The sequence below is a fragment of the Pseudomonas sp. EggHat1 genome (assembly GCF_014892995.1).
Taxonomy (GTDB): Bacteria; Pseudomonadota; Gammaproteobacteria; order Pseudomonadales; family Pseudomonadaceae; genus Aquipseudomonas; species Aquipseudomonas chaetocerotis.
In genome coordinates, this window is sequence record NZ_JACKQK010000021.1 from 26,805 (window position 1) to 44,507 (window position 17,703).

Genomic DNA, 17,703 nt, shown 5'->3' on the forward strand with positions numbered 1-17,703 from the left:
CCTAACCCTCGGTTCGGGCTTCCTGCTTCACCCTACCTCCTGCATCCCTGCAGTCGTCTCCCGCAAGCGGGAGAGGGGATTTACCGCTGATTTGCTTTAGAGCTTCACAGACCTTCGAGCGTGCAGCTGAGCGAGTAGTCGCAAGGCACCTGCTGGAGTGGAGCCCCTGAGCGTACGCATGTACGTGATGGGGGCCGCTCTGGCAGGTAACGCCGCGAATGCCGCTCAGATCCACGCGAAAGCCTTACTGGCAAGCTTCGCAGTCGGGTTCGTCGATGGCGCACGCTTTTGGTACGGGCGCCGGGGCCGGTGCAGCTTGTTGCGCCGGAGCCTGGGCCTTGGCCGAGAAGCCGTCATCACCACCAGCAGATACCGCGTTGAGCTTGCCGGTGTTGATGGTGGACTTCTCGGTGCTGGTGGCGGCCAGGGCACGGAGGTAGTAGGTGGTTTTCAGACCACGGAACCAGGCCATGCGGTAGGTCACGTCCAGCTTCTTGCCCGAGGCGCCGGCGATGTACAGGTTCAGCGACTGCGCCTGGTCGATCCACTTCTGGCGGCGGCTGGCAGCGTCGACGATCCACTTGGTTTCCACTTCGAACGCGGTGGCGTACAGGTCCTTGAGGTCCTGCGGGATGCGCTCGATCTGCTGCACGGAGCCGTCGTAGTACTTCAGGTCGTTGACCATGACGCTGTCCCACAGGCCGCGGTTTTTCAGGTCGCGAACCAGGTAGGGGTTGATCACGGTGAATTCGCCGGAGAGGTTCGATTTCACGTACAGGTTCTGGTAGGTCGGCTCGATGGACTGCGACACGCCAATGATGTTGGAGATGGTCGCGGTCGGCGCGATGGCCATGATGTTCGAGTTACGAATACCTTTTTTCACGCGCTCGCGGATCGGCGCCCAGTCCAGCGATTCGGACAGGTCGACGTCGATGTACTTCTGGCCACGGGCTTCGATCAGGATCTGCTGCGAGTCCAGCGGCAGGATGCCTTTGCTCCATAGCGAGCCTTCGAAGGTGCTGTAGGCGCCGCGCTCTTCGGCCAGGTCACAGGACGCCTGGATGGCGTAGTAGCTGATGGCTTCCATCGACTTGTCGGCGAACTCGACGGCAGCGTCGGAACCGTAGGCGATGTGCTGCAGGTACAGGGCGTCCTGGAAGCCCATCAGGCCGAGGCCGACCGGACGGTGCTTGAAGTTGGAGTTACGTGCCTGGTCGACGCTGTAGTAGTTGATGTCGATAACATTATCGAGCATGCGTACAGCGGTCTTCACGGTGCGGCCGAGCTTCTCGATGTCCAGCTTGCCGTCGGTGATGTGGTTGACCAGGTTGACCGAACCCAGGTTGCAGACGGCGATCTCGTCCTTGTTGGTGTTCAGGGTGATCTCGGTGCACAGGTTGGAGCTGTGTACCACGCCCACGTGCTGCTGCGGGCTGCGCAGGTTGCACGGGTCCTTGAAGGTCAGCCATGGGTGGCCGGTCTCGAACAGCATCGAGAGCATCTTGCGCCACAGGTCTTTGGCCTGGATGGTCTTGTACAGCTTGATCTTGCCGTACTCGATCAGGGCTTCGTAGTACTCGTAGCGCTCTTCGAAGGCCTTGCCGGTCAGGTCGTGCAGGTCCGGCACTTCGCTCGGGCTGAACAGGGTCCACTTGCCGTCTTCGAAGACGCGCTTCATGAACAGGTCCGGAATCCAGTTGGCGGTGTTCATGTCGTGGGTACGACGACGGTCGTCACCGGTGTTCTTGCGCAGCTCGAGGAATTCCTCGATGTCCATGTGCCAGGTTTCCAGGTAGGCGCAGACCGCGCCCTTGCGCTTGCCGCCCTGGTTGACCGCGACGGCGGTGTCGTTGACCACTTTGAGGAAGGGCACGACACCCTGGGATTTGCCGTTGGTGCCCTTGATGTAGGAGCCCAGCGCGCGCACCGGGGTCCAGTCGTTGCCCAGGCCGCCAGCGAATTTGCTCAGCATGGCGTTGTCGTGGATGGCGCCGTAGATGCCCGACAGGTCGTCCGGCACGGTGGTCAGGTAGCAGGAGGACAGCTGCGGACGCAGGGTGCCGGCGTTGAACAGGGTCGGGGTCGACGCCATGTAGTCGAACGAGGACAGCAGGTTGTAGAACTCGATGGCGCGGTCTTCGCGGTTCTTCGGCTCCTCGATGGCCAGGCCCATGGCCACGCGCATGAAGAACACCTGCGGCAGTTCGAAGCGGATGCCGTCCTTGTGGATGAAGTAGCGGTCGTACAGGGTCTGCAGGCCCAGGTAGGTGAACTGCTGGTCGCGCTCGTGGTTCAGCGCCTTGCCCAGTTTCTCCAGGTCGTACTCTTTGAGTTTCGGGTCGAGCAGCTCGAACTGCGCACCGGCTTCGACGTAGGCCGGCAGGGCCTTGGCGTACAGCTCGGCCATCTCGTGGTGAGTGGCGCTGGTGGTGATGTTGAGGAAGCTCAGGGCCTCGGCGCGGATGTTGTCCATCAGCAGGCGGGCGGTGACGTAGCTGTAGTTCGGCTCACGCTCGACCAGGGTACGGGCGGTCATCACCAGGGCGGTGTTGACGTCTTTCTCGGCCACGCCGTCGTACAGGTTCTTCAGGGTTTCGCGCTCGATCAGTGAACCATCGACCTCGGCCAGGCCTTCGCAGGCTTCACGGATGATGGTCTGCAGGCGGCCCATGTCCAGCGGCTGCAGTTCACCGCCAGCGGTGGTGATGCGGATGCTCGGGTGCGGCTGGGCGATGTCGCTGCCGGCATTGGCGCTCTTGCGCTTGTTGGCCTGGGCTTCGCGGTAGATCACGTAGTCGCGGGCGACTTTCTGCTCGCCGGCGCGCATCAGGGCCAGTTCGACCTGGTCCTGGATCTCTTCGATGTGGATGGTGCCGCCGGACGGCATGCGACGCTTGAAGGTGGCGGTGACCTGCTCGGTCAGGCGCGCGACGGTATCGTGGATACGCGACGAAGCGGCTGCGGTGCCGCCTTCTACTGCGAGGAAGGCCTTGGTGATGGCGACGGTGATCTTGTCATCGGTGTAAGGGACGACAGTGCCGTTGCGCTTGATCACACGCAGTTGGCCGGGGGCGGTGGCAGCCAGATCCTGGGAGGATTCAGCGGCCTGCGGCGCCACGGCCTGCGGGTTCTCGCGAGTAGTGTCGGTGTGCATGGAGATCTCCGTGTTCTGTAATTTTTGGTTGGACGTCACGATTGGAAACCGTGCCCTGTCCGCCGTTCATTCCATTAACAACTGAGCCGCACGCGGCAGCGGGGCCGGGTACGGGGTGTTGCAAGAGCGGGCAGGGTGGGCACGACTTCAATTGCCGTCCTGGCGCATAAGTCACAGCGGGGCATTACCACACCCCGCCTACTACATATAGTGGTCGACTGGCGGATAAGACCGCTGTCTGACCGGCTCACGCGCAACGTCTGGCGTTGCTGCGTGGCTGTAACCCAGGCCAGGCCTGGGTCAGGGCAAAACGGTTAGCCGGATCATCTGGGAAACCCTGTGAAAAGGGCTTGCGCGATTCGTTCTTTTTGTATCCGGTTTTCTGTGGCAACCCAATATCTGGTGTGTGCCGCTCGATGGGGATACAAGATAGTGCGCTGTTGGAGGCATTGCAAGGCGCTAGAAAAGGAACTGCCTGTGGATAAGCTGTGAGTGCCTTGTGGGTGTTAACAGCGTAGCCCCCGTGTTCTCTGGCTCTGGCTGCTGATGACCGTTCGTCGCCCCTGGCAGAAGGTTTTCAGCGACGTGGCGAAGCTGTTCGGCGGTGCACAGAGTACTACTATATATAGTGCTCTTGGCATGTGCTGTGCTTAACCCGACGCCAGGTCCACGCGTGGGTTTGCCGCTCGCGCCGAGACGCGCTCAGCCCCTAGAATGGCCGCTGTGTTTGCGGCGCTTGCCGGTATGCAAAGGGGAAAGGGTGTGGAACAAGAAGCGTGGCAGATTCTGATCGTCGAGGATGACCAGCGCCTGGCGCAGTTGACCCGCGAGTATCTGGAGGGTAACGGCCTACGTGTGTCCATCGAAGCCGATGGCGCGCGTGCGGCAGCGCGGATTCTCGCCGAGCAACCGCACCTGGTGATCCTCGATCTGATGCTGCCGGGTGAAGACGGCCTGAGCATCTGCCGCAAGGTGCGCAGCGGCTACAAGGGGCCGATCCTCATGCTCACCGCGCGCACCGACGACATGGACCAGGTGCTGGGCCTGGAGATGGGCGCCGATGACTACGTGTGCAAGCCGGTGCGCCCGCGTGTGCTGCTGGCACGTATTCGGGCGCTGTTGCGCCGCCGCGAAGGCAGCGAGAGCGAGCGTGACGAGGGCCAGCCACGGCGTCTGCAGTTCGGCGCGCTGGCCATCGACAGTGCCATGCGCGAGGCCTGGCTGGGCGAACAGGGCATCGAGCTGACCAGCGCCGAGTTCGACCTGCTCTGGCTGCTGGCGGCCAACGCCGGGCGCATCCTGTCGCGCGAGGAAATCTTCAACTCCCTGCGCGGTATCGAATATGACGGTCAGGACCGTTCCATCGACGTGCGCATTTCGCGCATCCGCCCGAAGATCGGCGATGACCCGATGCATCCACGGATGATCAAGACGGTACGCAGCAAGGGCTATCTGTTCGTCGCCGAGGCCGCCGAGGCGCTGCCGTTCGGTGATGCGCCGCCGCCCCTGCGCGATTGATCGGGCTGCCATGAACTCGATCTTCCTGCGCATCTATGGCGGCATGCTCGCCGCGCTGGTGCTGGTGGCGCTGCTGGGGGTCGGCACCCTGCACCTGGTCAACGAGGTGCGCGGTGATCAGTATCGCGAAGGCCTGGCGCGCGGCACCTTTCGCCTGATGGCGGACAACCTGCTGCCGATGAACGAGGTGGAGCGCAAACGCGCCCTGGTGGTGTGGTCGCGCCTGCTTGGCATACCGCTGGAACTGCAGGCCCTGAGCGAGGTGGCGCTGGAAAGCAGCGAGCGCAATCGCCTGCAGCGCGGCCACGTGCTGGTGCAGCAGACCGGCCCGCATTCGGCCAAGGTCTATGGCCTGCTCGATGGCAAGCAGCCGCTGCTGTTGACTGGCGAGATCCAGCAGATCAGCGAGCAGCTGGCGCGGGCCACCAACTATCTGCTGATCGACGAACTGGTTCGCTACCCGGTGCATGAGCAGCCGCAGCGCCTGGCCGAGCTGAAGGCGGCCAAGCAGTTCGGCTTCGACTTGCAGCTGGTACGACTCGAAGAGGCCACCATCGACCTCGACCAGCGGCGCCGCATCGACGAGGGCGATACGGTGATGGCGCTGGGCAAGGGCGGCGACTCCATCTATGTGTTCTCCGGCATCGTCGATACGCCCTGGGTGCTGGAGATCGGCCCGCTGTACCAGATGAACCCCTATCCGCCGCAGCTGCTGGTGCTGATCGGCGCGCTGGGCCTGAGCCTGATCGGCCTGATCGTCTACCTGCTGGTGCGCTCGCTGGAGCAGCGCCTGCGTGCGCTCGAAGGCGCGGCCACGCACATCGCCAGCGGCCGCCTGGATGCGCGGGTGCCAACGCGCGGCGCGGATTCGGTGGGGCGCCTGGCCAGCAGCTTCAACGCCATGGCCGAGCACCTGCAGACGTCCCTGAGCACCCAGCGCGAGCTGGTGCGCGCCGTTTCCCACGAGCTGCGCACGCCGGTGGCGCGGCTGCGTTTCGGCCTGGAGATGATTGCCGATGCGCCGAGTGAAGCTGCTCGGCGCAAATACATGGATGGCATGGACAGCGATATCCAGGACCTCGACAAGCTGGTCGACGAGATGCTGACCTACGCGCGCCTGGAGCAGGGCTCGCCGGCGCTGAATTTCCAGCAGGTGGAGCTCAAGGCGCTGATCGATCAGGTGATCGACGAGCTGGCGCCGCTGAGCAACAAGGTGCGCGTGGAGTGTGGGGCGGTGCTCAGCGTGCAGGCCGAGGGCGCCTGTTGGGTCGAGGCCGAGCCGCGCTACCTGCATCGGGCGCTGCAGAATCTGGTGAGCAATGCCATGCGCTATGCCGAAGGCAAGGTGCTGATCAGTTGCCAGGTCGGCTACAAGCGTTGCCGCATCGACGTCGAGGATGACGGGCCGGGCGTGCCGGAAGAAGCCTGGGAGCGCCTGTTCAGCCCCTTCCTGCGTCTCGACGACAGCCGCACGCGGGCCTCTGGCGGGCATGGCCTGGGGCTGTCCATCGTGCGCCGGATCATCTACTGGCACGGCGGTCGGGCGCAGATCAGTCGCAGCGATAGCCTCGGCGGGGCACGTTTCAGCCTGGTTTGGCCACGGCGGCAGGGGGAGTAGGGCGTCTACGCCGCTGCAATTCTGTAGCCCGGATGCAATCCGGGGCTGGCCGGCCACCTGTTCCCGGATTTCATCCGGGCTACAACAGCCCCGCCCCCAGTGCAATGTCGTTCACTTAAGAAGCGGTTGAGCGCGATCAGCCCCCTCGCTCCTTTGGGGAGAGGGTTAGGGCGGGCCGCGTTCGGAGAGGGGGAAATTGCGGTTCTGCGGCACTTTCAGCCCTCTCCCCCAGCCCCTCTCCCATGAATGGGAGAGGGGAGCCAAGCGAGTGCGAACTTAAGTGAGCAGCGTGACCGCCGCCAGCTAGGTGTAGGGTGGATCGCGCTTCGCCTGCGCGGCCCGACCGATCCACCATGGTTGCCTGGGTGGTGGATGGGAAAAGCGTCATCCACCCTACGTAGCGCACTGTGCAGTGACCGTAGGGTGCGCCGCGCGCACCGGGTTTCCATCTATGACAGGCTGCCCCGTGGTCACGCCGCCACGGCCACCAGGCTCAGCACCTTGTTATCGAACAGCACGAACTGGCCATCCAGCTCGGCGCCCTCGCGCCAATCGGGGTGCAGGTCGATCAGCAGACGCAGGCGCGCGCTGTCGTGGTCGATCTCCAGCAGCTCGGCGTCGTGGAAATAGAAGCGCGTCAGGGTCAGTGGGTAGAGCGCCTTGAACAGGCTTTCCTTGAGTGAGAAAGTCAGGCTGATGCGCGCGGCGCGGGCCTTGTCGTCCAGGTCCGACAGGCGCTGCAGTTCGGCTGGAGTGAGGATGTCGCCCTGCAGGCGCTGGGCGCGCTCGGCCGGCAGCAGGCGCTCGACGTCCAGGCCCAGGGCGCGCCAATGCTCACGCTGGGCGACCAGCGCGGCAGCCCAGTTGTCGCCGTGGGTGATGGACCCGACCACGCCACGCGGCCATTGTGGCGCACGGTCTTCGCCGACTGCTGGCACGCTGGCTTGGCCGGTGACGCGGCGCAGCGCTTCGCGGGCGCACAGCCGTCCGGCCAGGTATTCGGCCTGACGCTTGGCCACGCCGCGCACCGGGGCGATGGCGCAGCGATCAAAGTCATCCTCTGTGAGCAGGGCCGGTTCGAAGTGCGTGCTGATCAGCTGCGCACCGGCCAGTGCGCGGGGCAGTGGGTTGTACGGGTCGAGAGGGCTGCAGCAGGCGGGGTGGTGAGCGTTCATGGGCGCGATTGTGCCGCGCGGCGGACCGTGCAGTCATCCGCCGTTTACATTTCTTTGCAGCCAGGTAACAAAGCTAAACGGACGCTTGCCCTGGCTTTTGTCAGACTGCGCTGGCATTCCCCAGGGAATGCAGGTGAGGTTGTAGTCAGTGCGAAGGCACTGACGTTTTCTCCGAGTTCGAGAACGGTAGCCCGGTTGGGCTGCCGTTTTTTTTGCGCTGCGTTTGGTGCGCGTTTGCCGGCGCGATAGGCTTAAAGCCTCGTAGGGTGCGCCGTGCGCACCGGGTAATCGCGGGGTCTTGGTGCGCGCGGCGCACCCTACCGGGCCGAGGCCGTCGGACGTGGGAGGCGCTTAAGCGGCGAGCTTCTTGCGGTTGCTGTCGCGGCTAAAGCCCCTCCCACAAAAAAGGTAATGTTGTTCACACAAGAAGTGGTGGAACGCGATTAGTCCTCTCGTCCCTCTGGGGAGAGGGGAGCTAAGCGCGCATCTTTAAATGAACAGTCTTACCTCCTCGTTAGCCAAGGCGTTCGCATTTGCCCTGTGGCTTTCGTGGGGGGATTTGCAGTCAAATGCCTGTGCGGGCAAATCTACCCCCGCGAGGACCATGGACGATGACCCAACAATCGCAATTCGCCCTGCTCGGCAAGAAGCGTTTTCTGCCGTTTTTCGTGACGCAATTGCTCGGCGCCTTCAATGACAACATCTTCAAGCAGTCGCTGATTCTCGCCATCCTCTTCAAGCTCAACACGGGCGCCGACCGCGATCTGCTGGTCAATCTCTGCGCCTTGCTGTTCATCCTGCCGTTCTTTCTGTTCTCCGCCCTCGGCGGGCAGTTTGGCGAGAAGTTCGCCAAGGACGCGCTGATCCGCAAGATCAAGTTCGCCGAGATCGGCATCATGCTCGTCGGCGCGGCCGGAGTGCTGCTGGACAACCTGCCGCTGATGCTCGCCGTGCTGTTCGCCATGGGCACGCAGTCGGCGCTGTTCGGCCCGGTGAAGTATTCGATCCTGCCGCAGCACCTGAAGGAAGAGGAGCTGGTGGGCGGCAACGCGCTGGTGGAAATGGGCACCTTCCTGGCGATTCTGGCTGGCACCATCGGCGCCGGCATCATGATGGCCAGCAGCAGTTATGCGCCCATCGTCGCCGGCTCGGTGGTCGGTGTGGCGCTGCTCGGTTACCTGGCCAGTCAGGGCATTCCGCGTGCGGCAGCGGCGATGCCGACGCTGCCGCTGGACTGGAACATCTTCCGTCAGTCCTGGGTGATCATGAAGCTCGGCCTGGGCCAGCGCCCTGCGGTGTCGCGCTCGCTGGTGGGCAACTCCTGGTTCTGGTTTCTCGGCGCGATCTACCTGACGCAGATTCCGGCTTACGCCAAGGAGTGGCTGTACGGCGACGAGAGCGTGGTGACGCTGATCCTCACCGTGTTCTCGCTGGGCATCGGCCTGGGCTCGATGCTCTGCGAGCGCATGAGCGGGCACAAGGTGGAGATCGGCCTGGTACCGTTCGGCTCCATCGGCCTGACCCTGTTCGGCATGTTGCTGTGGTGGTTCTCTGGTGGTTTCCCGCAGGGCGCCGCGCCGCATGACTGGCTGGCGCTGCTGGGCTACGGCCAGGCCTGGTGGATTCTCGGCTGCATCCTCGGCATCGGTCTGTTCGGTGGCTTCTATATCGTGCCGCTGTATGCGCTGATCCAGTCGCGCACCGCCGAGCATGAGCGGGCGCGGGTGATCGCGGCCAACAACATCCTCAATGCGCTGTTCATGGTGGCCTCGGCCATCGTTGCGATCCTGTTCCTGAGCGTCGCCGGGCTGTCGATTCCGCAGCTGTTTCTGGCTATCTCGCTGATGAACATCGCGGTCAACAGCTACATCTTCAAGATCGTCCCCGAATTCAGCATGCGCTTTCTCATCTGGCTGCTGGGGCATTCGATGTACCGGGTCGAGCACAAGGGGCTCGACGCAATTCCCGACGAGGGGGCGGCGGTGCTGGTGTGCAACCACGTGTCGTTCGTCGATGCGCTGCTGATCGGTGGCGCGGTACGGCGGCCGGTGCGCTTCGTCATGTACTACAAGATCTACGACCTGCCGGTGCTCAACTTCATCTTCCGCACCGCCGGCACCGTACCGATTGCTGGGCGCAACGAAGATCTGCTGATCTACGACGCCGCGTTCAGAAAGATCGCCGAGTACCTGCGCAACGGTGAGCTGGTGTGCATCTTCCCCGAAGGCAAGCTGACCGCTGATGGTGAGATCGATGAGTTCAGGTCGGGTGTCGAGCGCATTCTCGAAGAGAACCCGGTGCCGGTGATCCCCATGGCGTTGCAGGGCTTGTGGGGCAGCTTCTTCAGTCGCGATCCGCACAAGGGGCTGTTCAAGCGCCTATGGTCGCGGGTGTGTCTGGTGGCCGGTACGCCGGTTGCGCCGGAGCAGGCCAAACGTGAGGCGCTGCAGGCGCAAGTGGCGGCCTTGCGTGGGGATTGGCGTTGATGAAGGTGCGCGCGGCGCACCCTGCGGATGCGCAGAGGCCTGGGGTGGATCACGCTTCACCCATTCACCGCTGTGGTGGATGTAAAAAGCGACATCCACCCTACGGCCCGGTCGCGGCCAGCGCTGGGTAGGGTGCGCCGTGTGCACCAGCGTTTTCAGTGACTCAGCTTGAGACCGATCAAGCCGCAGACGATCAGTGCCACGCTGGCCAGGCGCAGCAGCGCCATGGACTCGCCGAACAGGATGATGCCGGCGATCACCGTGCCCACGGCGCCGACGCCGGTCCAGATGGCGTAGGCGGTGCCCAGCGGCAATTCCTTCATGGCCAGGCCGAGCAGGCCCAGGCTGACCAGCATGGCGCAGACGGTGAGCAGAGTGGGCAGCGGGCGGGTGAAGCCTTCGGTGTATTTCAGGCCGATGGCCCAGCCGACCTCGAACAGGCCGGCGAGAAACAGAATGATCCAGGACATATGACCTCCAGTAGGTGCTGAAGGGGCCGTCCCCGGATGAGYCACCCTGGCGTCAGGGTGCGGAGGTCGTCCTCGCGCGCGCCATTATTGTGCATATCGGCGCATCCGGGGCAAGGCGCCCCGGATTGGTGCGAGGTGTCCGGTCAGTTGGGGCCTTTCTCTGTGCCTTGGTCCATCCGTCGATAAAGGGTCGCCAGCAGTGGGCCGGACAGGTTGTGCCAGACGCTGAACAGAGCGCTGGGCACGGCGGCCAGCGGGCTGAAGTGGGCGCTGGCCAGGGCGGCGCCAAGGCCGGAGTTCTGCATGCCGACCTCGATCGACAGCGTCTTGCGCTGCGCCAGCGACATGCCGAACAGGCGTCCTGCCAGGTAACCCAGGCCCAGGCCGATACCGTTGTGCAGGATCACCACGGCCATGATCAGCAGGCCCGATTCGGCGATCTTGCCCTGGCTGGCGGCGACCACCGCAGCCACGATGGCGACGATGCTCACCACGGAAATCAGCGGCAGCACCTCGACGGCGGTCTTCACGCGTTCGCCGAGCAGGCGCTGGGCGATCAGGCCGAGGGCGATGGGCAGCAGCACCATCTTGAGGATGGAAATGAACATGGCGCTGAACGACACCGGCAGCCATTCCGACGCCAGCAGCCAGATCAGCGCCGGGGTGACGAGCGGGGCGAGCAGGGTGGTGACGGCGGTGATCGACACCGACAGCGCCAGGTCGCCACGGGCGAACCAGGTGATCACGTTGGAGGCGGTGCCGCCCGGGCAGCAGCCCACCAGGATCACTCCAACGGCGATTTCCGGCGGCAGGGCAAAGGCCTGGCACAGCAGCCAGGCGGTGCAGGGCATGATGATGAACTGGGCCAGCACACCAAGCAGCACCGCCAACGGGCGCCGGGCGACCTCCTGGAAGTCCGCACCCTTGAGGGTCAGGCCCATGCCGAACATGATCAGCCCGAGCAGGGGGACGATCCAGGCAGTCAGCGGCAGGAACCAGCCGGGCTGGAAGAACGCCATGACGGCGAACAGCAACACCCAGATGGCGAAGGTGTTGCCGATGAAACGGCTGAGGGCAATCAGTGCTTGCATGGCGGATTTCCTGGCAGGTTCGGAAAAGCCGGCAAGCCTACCAGAAGTGTCCAGCGCACCAGAACTGAAGGAGCCGGCTTGCCGGCGATGCTTTTCCGAGGAACTCCGATACGACGGATCGCCTGCAAGCTGGCTCCTGCTGAAGTCTTACAGCGGTTCTTCATCCGCCGGGTAGCGACTGGCGCCGAGGCTTTCCTTGATCTTGCGCAGGTGCGGCTGGAAGTCCACGCCACGGCGCAGGGTGACGCCGGTGGCGAGCACGTCGAGCACGGTGAGCTGGATGATGCGCGAGGTCATCGGCATGTAGATGTCGGTGTCTTCCGGCAGCGGAATGTCCAGGCTCAGGGTGCTGGCCTTGGCCAGGGGCGAGCCGGCGGCGGTGAGGCCGAGCACCGAGGCGCCGTTCTCGCGGGCCAGGCGCGCCACTTCCACCAATTCGCGGGTGCGCCCGGTGTAGGAAATGATCACGAACAGATCACCGGTGTGCGCCACCGAGGCGATCATGCGCTGCATCAGCACGTCGGAATGCGCCGACACTGCCAGGTTGAAGCGAAAGAACTTGTGCTGCGCGTCCAGCGCCACCGACGCCGAGGCGCCGAGGCCGAAGAAATGGATCTGCCGAGCCTGGATCAGCAGGTCGACGGCGCGGCTGACGTGCTGCGGGTCGAGGCTCTGGCAGGCGGTGTCCAGCGAGGCGATGGTGCTGCCGAATATCTTGCGGGTGTAGGCCTCGGGGCCGTCGTCGGCGGACACCGCGCGGCTGACGTAGGCGGCGCCGCTGGCCAGGCTCTGCGCCAGTTGCATCTTCAGTTCCGGGTAGCCGTTGGCGCCGAACGAGCGGCAGAAGCGGTTGACTGTCGGCTCGCTGACGCCAGCGGCCTGGGCCAGTGCGGCGATGCTGAAGCGCGTGGCCTGCTGCGGATCGTGCAGGATCACTTCGGCGACCTTGCGTTCGGCCTTGTTCAGGTCGTCAAGGCGGCTCTGGATCTGTTCCAGCAAGTTGCGCACACGGTCCATAAGGGCTCCTAACAGGCGGTTGAACGGGCTTGGCGACAGGCGATGGGCGGTAAGACAACCGGCCTATCCTACTGATGCCGCCCCAAGGTCACCACTGACTTATCGGGTATCGTGAATAATGTTGTTGCTATCACAACATTTTTCCTTGATAAAAGCAGTATCACCCGGTATTTCTAGTGCATCTTGATAAAAGAACAAACTCATGCCCGCGATGAAGCTTGAATCCTGCACCTTTGCCTTGTTCGGCGCGCTGGGCGATCTGGCCTTGCGCAAGCTGTTTCCTGCGCTTTACCAGCTCGATCGCGCCGGTTTGCTGCACGATGCCACGCGCATCCTCGCCCTGGCCCGTGAAACGGGGGAGCCGAGCGCCCACCTGCGCGCCATCGAACAGGCGTTGCGCCTGCACGTGCCAGCCAAGGAGCTGACGGAAACCGACATGGCGCGCTTCCTGGCACGCCTGAGCTACCTGAGCATGGATTTCCTCAAGCCTGAGGACTATTCGGCGCTGCTCGAGCAGGTCAGCCCGCAGGATCAGCTGATCGCCTACTTCGCCACGCCCGCCTCGGTGTATGGCGGCATCTGCGCCAACCTGGCCGCCGTCGGGCTGGCCGAGGGCACGCGGGTGGTGCTGGAGAAGCCGATCGGCCATGACCTGGCGTCCTCGCGTGCGGTCAACGATGCCGTGGCCCAGGTGTTCCCGGAGAACCGCGTCTATCGCATCGACCATTACCTGGGCAAGGAGACGGTGCAGAACCTGATTGCCCTGCGCTTCGCCAACAGCCTGTTCGAAACCCAGTGGAACCAGAACCACATCTCCCACGTGGAAATCACCGTGGCCGAGAAGGTCGGTATCGAAGGGCGCTGGGGCTACTTCGATCAGGCCGGGCAACTGCGCGACATGATCCAGAACCACCTGCTGCAGCTGCTTTGCCTGATCGCTATGGACCCGCCCAGCGACCTGTCCGCCGACAGCATCCGTGACGAGAAGGTCAAGGTGCTCAAGGCGCTGGAGCCGATCAGCGTCGAGCAGCTTGGTCAGCGCGTGGTGCGCGGCCAGTACGTGGCCGGCAGCAGCGATGGGCGGCCGGTGCCGGGGTATCTGGAGGAAGAGAACTCCAATACCCAGAGCGACACCGAAACCTTCGTCGCCCTGCGCGCCGATATCCGCAACTGGCGCTGGGCCGGCGTGCCGTTCTACCTGCGCACCGGCAAGCGCATGCCGCAGAAGCTGTCGCAGATCGTCATCCACTTCAAGGCGCCGCCGCACTACATCTTCGCCCCGGAGCAGAGGCAGCTGATCGGCAACAAGCTGATCATCCGCCTGCAGCCAGACGAGGGCATCGCCCTGCAGGTGCTGACCAAGGATCAGGGCCTGGACAAGGGTATGCAGCTGCGCAGCGGCCCGCTGCAGCTGAGTTTTTCCGACACCTACCGCAGTGCTCGCATTCCCGATGCCTACGAGCGTCTGCTGCTGGAAGTGATGCGCGGCAACCAGAACCTGTTCGTGCGCAAGGACGAGATCGAATACGCCTGGCAGTGGTGCGATCAACTGATCGACGGTTGGCATCGCCTCGGCGAGGCGCCGAAGCCGTACACGGCCGGCAGCTGGGGCCCCATGGCGTCGGTCGCGCTGATCACCCGCGATGGCAGGAGTTGGTATGGCGATCTCTGAACTGAAACTGCCGCCAGGCGTGCAGGCCTGCCCGCACGCTGGCGCCGAACGGCTGGCTCAGGCATTGGCCGTGCGCGTGGCCGATGCGCTGCGCCAGGCCATCACCAGTCGCGGCAAGGCCACCCTGGTGGTGTCCGGCGGTCGCAGCCCGGTGCCGTTCTTCGAGGCGCTGGCGCAGCAGCAGCTGCCCTGGGCGCAGGTGCTGGTCAGCCTGGCCGACGAGCGTTGGGTGCCGGTGAATCACGCCGGCAGTAACGAGGCGCTGGTGCGCCGTCACCTGCTGCGTGGCCCGGCCGCCGAAGCCCGTTTTCTCAGCCTCTACCAGGTCGCTGGCAGCCTCGAACAGGCGGCCGAGCTGGCCGATGCTGCGGTCGCCGAACTGGTGCCGATCGACGTGCTGGTACTGGGCATGGGCGACGACGGTCATACCGCGTCGCTGTTCCCGCATAGCCCCAATCTGCACCAGGCACTGCAGCCGGACTGTGCGCGCCGCGTGCTGCCGATGCTCGCCCCGAGCGAGCCGGCGCAACGCCTGACCCTGACCCTGCCGGTGCTGGCCAGCGCACGGCTGCCGCTGCTGGCGATCCAGGGCCAGGCGAAACTGAACACCCTGAGCGCGGCGCTGATGCCGGGTGAGACCGCCCAACTGCCGATCCGCGCGTTCCTCAATTCTCCTCTTGAAATCCATTGGTGCTCCTGACATGACCAGCCTCGACCCAAGCCAGCGTGTGCGCATGGCCGACAAAATCGCCGAGATCGACCGCATCTGCGCGCAGGCGCGGATCATGCCGGTGATCACCATCGCCCGTGAGGCGGATATCCTGCCGCTGGCCGATGCGCTTGCCGCTGGCGGTCTGCGCGTGCTGGAAGTGACTCTGCGCTCGGAGCATGGCCTGGAGGCGATTCGTCGCCTGCGTGCCGAGCGTCCCGAGCTCTGCGTTGGCGCTGGTACCGTATTGGATGAAGACATGCTGGCCGCAGCGACCGCTGCCGGTGCGCAGTTCATCGTCACGCCGGGCAGCACGCGCGAGCTGTTGCTGGCCGCGCTGGACAACCCGCTGCCGCTGCTGCCTGGTGTGAGCAGCGCGTCGGAGCTGATGGTCGGCTACGCCCTGGGTTATCGCCGCTTCAAGCTGTTCCCGGCTGAGGTCTGTGGTGGCGTCGCGGCGCTCAAGGCGCTGGCCGGGCCTTTCGGCGGGGTGCGCTTCTGTCCGACCGGCGGCATCACCCCGGACAACCTGCAGCGCTACATGGCGCAGCCCAATGTCATGTGCGTGGGCGGTACCTGGATGTTCCAGCGCGAGTGGGTGGAAAACAGCGATTGGGCACGCATCCAGCAATGCAGCGTCGAGGCGCTGCAGTTGCTTGGCTGATGCGCGCGTGGCGCCGCCAACGCTGGCGGCGCCGTTGCATAATGCCGCAGTCGCTTAAAATCTGTGCCGTCGTGGTCGCCTGGTACGTCAGCTGATCCCTCGTGCTGGCTTCAACAAAAACAATTCTCCAGCGAAACCTGAAACATCCGCAGTCGGAGAATTGTCATGAACACCTGGTTCGCTAATCTCAGCGTTACCCGCAAACTCGCGCTCGGCTTCGGCCTGGTGCTGGTGCTTACCCTGGCTCTGGCCTGGACCGCCTGGAGCGGCCTGGGCAGTGTGATCCAGCGCAGCACCTGGATGAGCGAGATCACCCAGCTCAATGCAACGCTGACCAACCTGCGTATCGCCCGCCTGCAGTTCATGCTGGCAAAGGGCGACGCAGCCAGTACCGAGCGTCTGCTGACCAACCTGAACATCTATCTCGATCAACAGAAGAAGCTGCTGGGGACCTTCACCAATCCGGTCAACGTCAAGCTGCTGCAAGAGCAGTACCGCTACAACCAGGACTACCAGCGTTCACTGGCGGGTATGCGCGCAGCCTACACGGCCGTCGGGCAGGCGCGTGGCCAGATCCTTAACGAAGACCAGCAACTGGGCGAGCTGCTGGGCGCGATGCGGCGCAGCGTGGAGCTGCTGCCGGAATACGACGGTCGCCGCTTCGAGCAACTGCAGGCGCTGACGCTCACTCATGGCGAGCTGCTGCGTCTGCGTTATCTGCTCGAGCGTTATGACAGCGCACCCGATGCCCAGACCGAGCAGGCCCTTGCCGAGCGCATAGCCACTGCCCGCAACAGTCTCGATGCACTGGAGCAGGTTTTCGGTAGCGCCCAGCAGGATGCGGTACGGCGTATTTCCACTGCGCTCGGCCAGTTCGAGCAGACGGTGCAGGCGTTCAAGGCTGCCACTGCCGATATCGCCCGTACCCGCCAGGAAATGACCGATCAGCAGGGCGAAATCGTCCGTATCAGCGAGACGCTTTACAAGTTCCAGATGGAGCGTATGGCCATCGAAAGTGCCCAGGCACGCAGCCTGCAGATCGGCGCCACGCTGCTGGCCCTGCTGTTCGGCGTACTTGCCGCCTGGGTCATCACCCGTCAGATCACCCGCCCCTTGCAAGACACCCTGGGCGCGGTGCAGCGCATTGCCGACGGTGACCTGACCGCCAGCGTGCGGGTCGACCGACGCGACGAGATGGGCCAGCTGCAGCAGGGCATCCAGCACATGGCCACGACCCTGCGCGAGCTGATCGGCGGCATCCGCGACAGCGTCACCCAGATCGCCAGCGCCGCCGAGGAACTGTCGGCGGTCACCGAGCAGACCAGCGCTGGCGCCAACAGCCAGAAGAGCGAGACCGACCAGGTGGCCACCGCCATGCATGAGATGTCCGCGACCGTGCAGGAGGTGGCGCGCAACGCCGAGCAGGCCTCGCAGGCGGCCAACGACGCTGATGGCCAGGCGCGCCTGGGCGACCAGGTGGTGGCCGAGGTGATTTCGCAGATCGAGCGTCTGGCTGCCGAAGTGGGGCGTTCCTCCGAGGCGATGACCGGCCTGCAGCAGGAAAGCGACAAGATCGGCAGCGTGATGGATGTGATCAAGTCGGTGGCCGAGCAGACCAATCTGCTGGCGCTCAACGCCGCCATCGAGGCAGCGCGTGCCGGCGAAGCAGGGCGCGGCTTTGCCGTGGTTGCCGACGAGGTGCGCGGCCTGGCGCAGCGTACGCAGAAATCTACCGAGGAGATCGAGGCGCTGATCGCCGGCTTGCAGAGTGGCACCCAGCAGGTGGCGGCGGTGATGCGCAACAGCCACAAACTCACCGACAGCAGCGTCGAGCTGACGCGCAAGGCCGGCGACTCGCTGGGTAGCATCACCCTTGCGGTGTCCAACATTCAGTCGATGAACCAGCAGATCGCCGCCGCTGCAGAAGAGCAGAGCGCCGTGGCCGAAGAAATCAGCCGCAGCATCCTCAGCGTGCGCGATGTCTCCGAGCAGACCGCCACTGCCAGCGATGAAACGGCCAAATCCTCCGCCGAGCTGGCGCGCCTGGGTGGCCAGCTGCAGTCCATGGTCAGCCGCTTCCGCGTTTGATTTGAGTTGGAGTCGGTGCGCGCGGCGCACCCTACGGGAAT

Annotated in this window: 12 protein-coding genes and 1 pseudogene; 8 read left to right on the top strand and 5 right to left on the bottom strand. The window is 64.4% G+C overall.

Annotated features, from left to right (window positions below):
* Positions 1-244: 244 nt before the first annotated feature.
* Entirely contained in the window at positions 245-3,154 is a 2,910-nt protein-coding gene (locus tag INS93_RS23300; RefSeq protein ID WP_192985712.1) for a ribonucleoside-diphosphate reductase subunit alpha, read from the bottom strand.
* A 762-nt stretch (positions 3,155-3,916) separates the two neighbouring features.
* Between INS93_RS23300 and INS93_RS23305 the strand changes: the two genes are divergently transcribed.
* Entirely contained in the window at positions 3,917-4,672 is a 756-nt protein-coding gene (locus INS93_RS23305) for a winged helix-turn-helix domain-containing protein (protein ID WP_192985713.1), read from the top strand.
* Between the two features lie 10 nt (positions 4,673-4,682).
* Positions 4,683-6,290, top strand: a complete 1,608-nt coding sequence (locus INS93_RS23310; RefSeq protein WP_192985714.1) for an ATP-binding protein — start codon at positions 4,683-4,685, stop codon at positions 6,288-6,290.
* A 470-nt stretch (positions 6,291-6,760) separates the two neighbouring features.
* Here the strand turns inward: INS93_RS23310 and INS93_RS23315 are convergent, their stop codons facing one another.
* Positions 6,761-7,465: a 4'-phosphopantetheinyl transferase family protein gene (locus tag INS93_RS23315; RefSeq protein WP_192985715.1), complete on the bottom strand. Its 705-nt coding sequence runs from the start codon at positions 7,463-7,465 to the stop codon at positions 6,761-6,763.
* A gap of 611 nt (positions 7,466-8,076) precedes the next feature.
* Here INS93_RS23315 and INS93_RS23320 point away from each other — a divergent pair.
* On the top strand, positions 8,077-9,951 hold the full coding sequence (locus INS93_RS23320; protein ID WP_192985716.1) for an MFS transporter: 1,875 nt from the start codon (positions 8,077-8,079) through the stop codon (positions 9,949-9,951).
* A gap of 155 nt (positions 9,952-10,106) precedes the next feature.
* Here the strand turns inward: INS93_RS23320 and sugE are convergent, their stop codons facing one another.
* The 3 genes from sugE to INS93_RS23335 all read right to left on the bottom strand — a co-directional run bounded on the left by sugE (position 10,107) and on the right by INS93_RS23335 (position 12,520).
* Positions 10,107-10,421, bottom strand: a complete 315-nt coding sequence (gene sugE, locus INS93_RS23325) for a quaternary ammonium compound efflux SMR transporter SugE (RefSeq protein WP_192985717.1) — start codon at positions 10,419-10,421, stop codon at positions 10,107-10,109.
* 143 nt (positions 10,422-10,564) lie between these two features.
* On the bottom strand, positions 10,565-11,512 hold the full coding sequence (locus INS93_RS23330; RefSeq protein ID WP_192985718.1) for a bile acid:sodium symporter family protein: 948 nt from the start codon (positions 11,510-11,512) through the stop codon (positions 10,565-10,567).
* Positions 11,513-11,659: 147 nt separating this feature from the next.
* Positions 11,660-12,520 (bottom strand): MurR/RpiR family transcriptional regulator, encoded by an 861-nt coding sequence (locus tag INS93_RS23335; RefSeq protein WP_178094664.1) that lies wholly within the window; start codon positions 12,518-12,520, stop codon positions 11,660-11,662.
* A gap of 211 nt (positions 12,521-12,731) precedes the next feature.
* Between INS93_RS23335 and zwf the strand changes: the two genes are divergently transcribed.
* The 5 genes and pseudogenes from zwf (at position 12,732) to INS93_RS25195 (ending at position 17,662) form a co-directional block, all read left to right on the top strand.
* The gene (gene zwf / locus INS93_RS23340) at positions 12,732-14,201 is read left to right on the top strand and encodes a glucose-6-phosphate dehydrogenase (RefSeq protein WP_192985719.1); all 1,470 of its coding nucleotides are present in this window, start codon (positions 12,732-12,734) and stop codon (positions 14,199-14,201) included.
* Positions 14,188-14,901: a 6-phosphogluconolactonase gene (gene pgl / locus INS93_RS23345; RefSeq protein ID WP_192985720.1), complete on the top strand. Its 714-nt coding sequence runs from the start codon at positions 14,188-14,190 to the stop codon at positions 14,899-14,901. Before zwf ends, pgl begins: the two co-directional genes overlap by 14 nt.
* A gap of 1 nt (position 14,902) precedes the next feature.
* Complete coding sequence (locus INS93_RS23350; protein WP_160017445.1) at positions 14,903-15,574, top strand: bifunctional 4-hydroxy-2-oxoglutarate aldolase/2-dehydro-3-deoxy-phosphogluconate aldolase; 672 nt, start codon at positions 14,903-14,905, stop codon at positions 15,572-15,574.
* A 300-nt stretch (positions 15,575-15,874) separates the two neighbouring features.
* Positions 15,875-16,759, top strand: a pseudogene (locus tag INS93_RS25190) (methyl-accepting chemotaxis protein); the annotation flags it as partial.
* A 198-nt stretch (positions 16,760-16,957) separates the two neighbouring features.
* Positions 16,958-17,662 carry a methyl-accepting chemotaxis protein gene (locus INS93_RS25195; protein ID WP_420707356.1) on the top strand — a complete coding sequence of 235 codons (705 nt, stop codon included), beginning with the start codon at positions 16,958-16,960 and terminating at the stop codon, positions 17,660-17,662.
* Positions 17,663-17,703 lie beyond the last annotated feature (41 nt).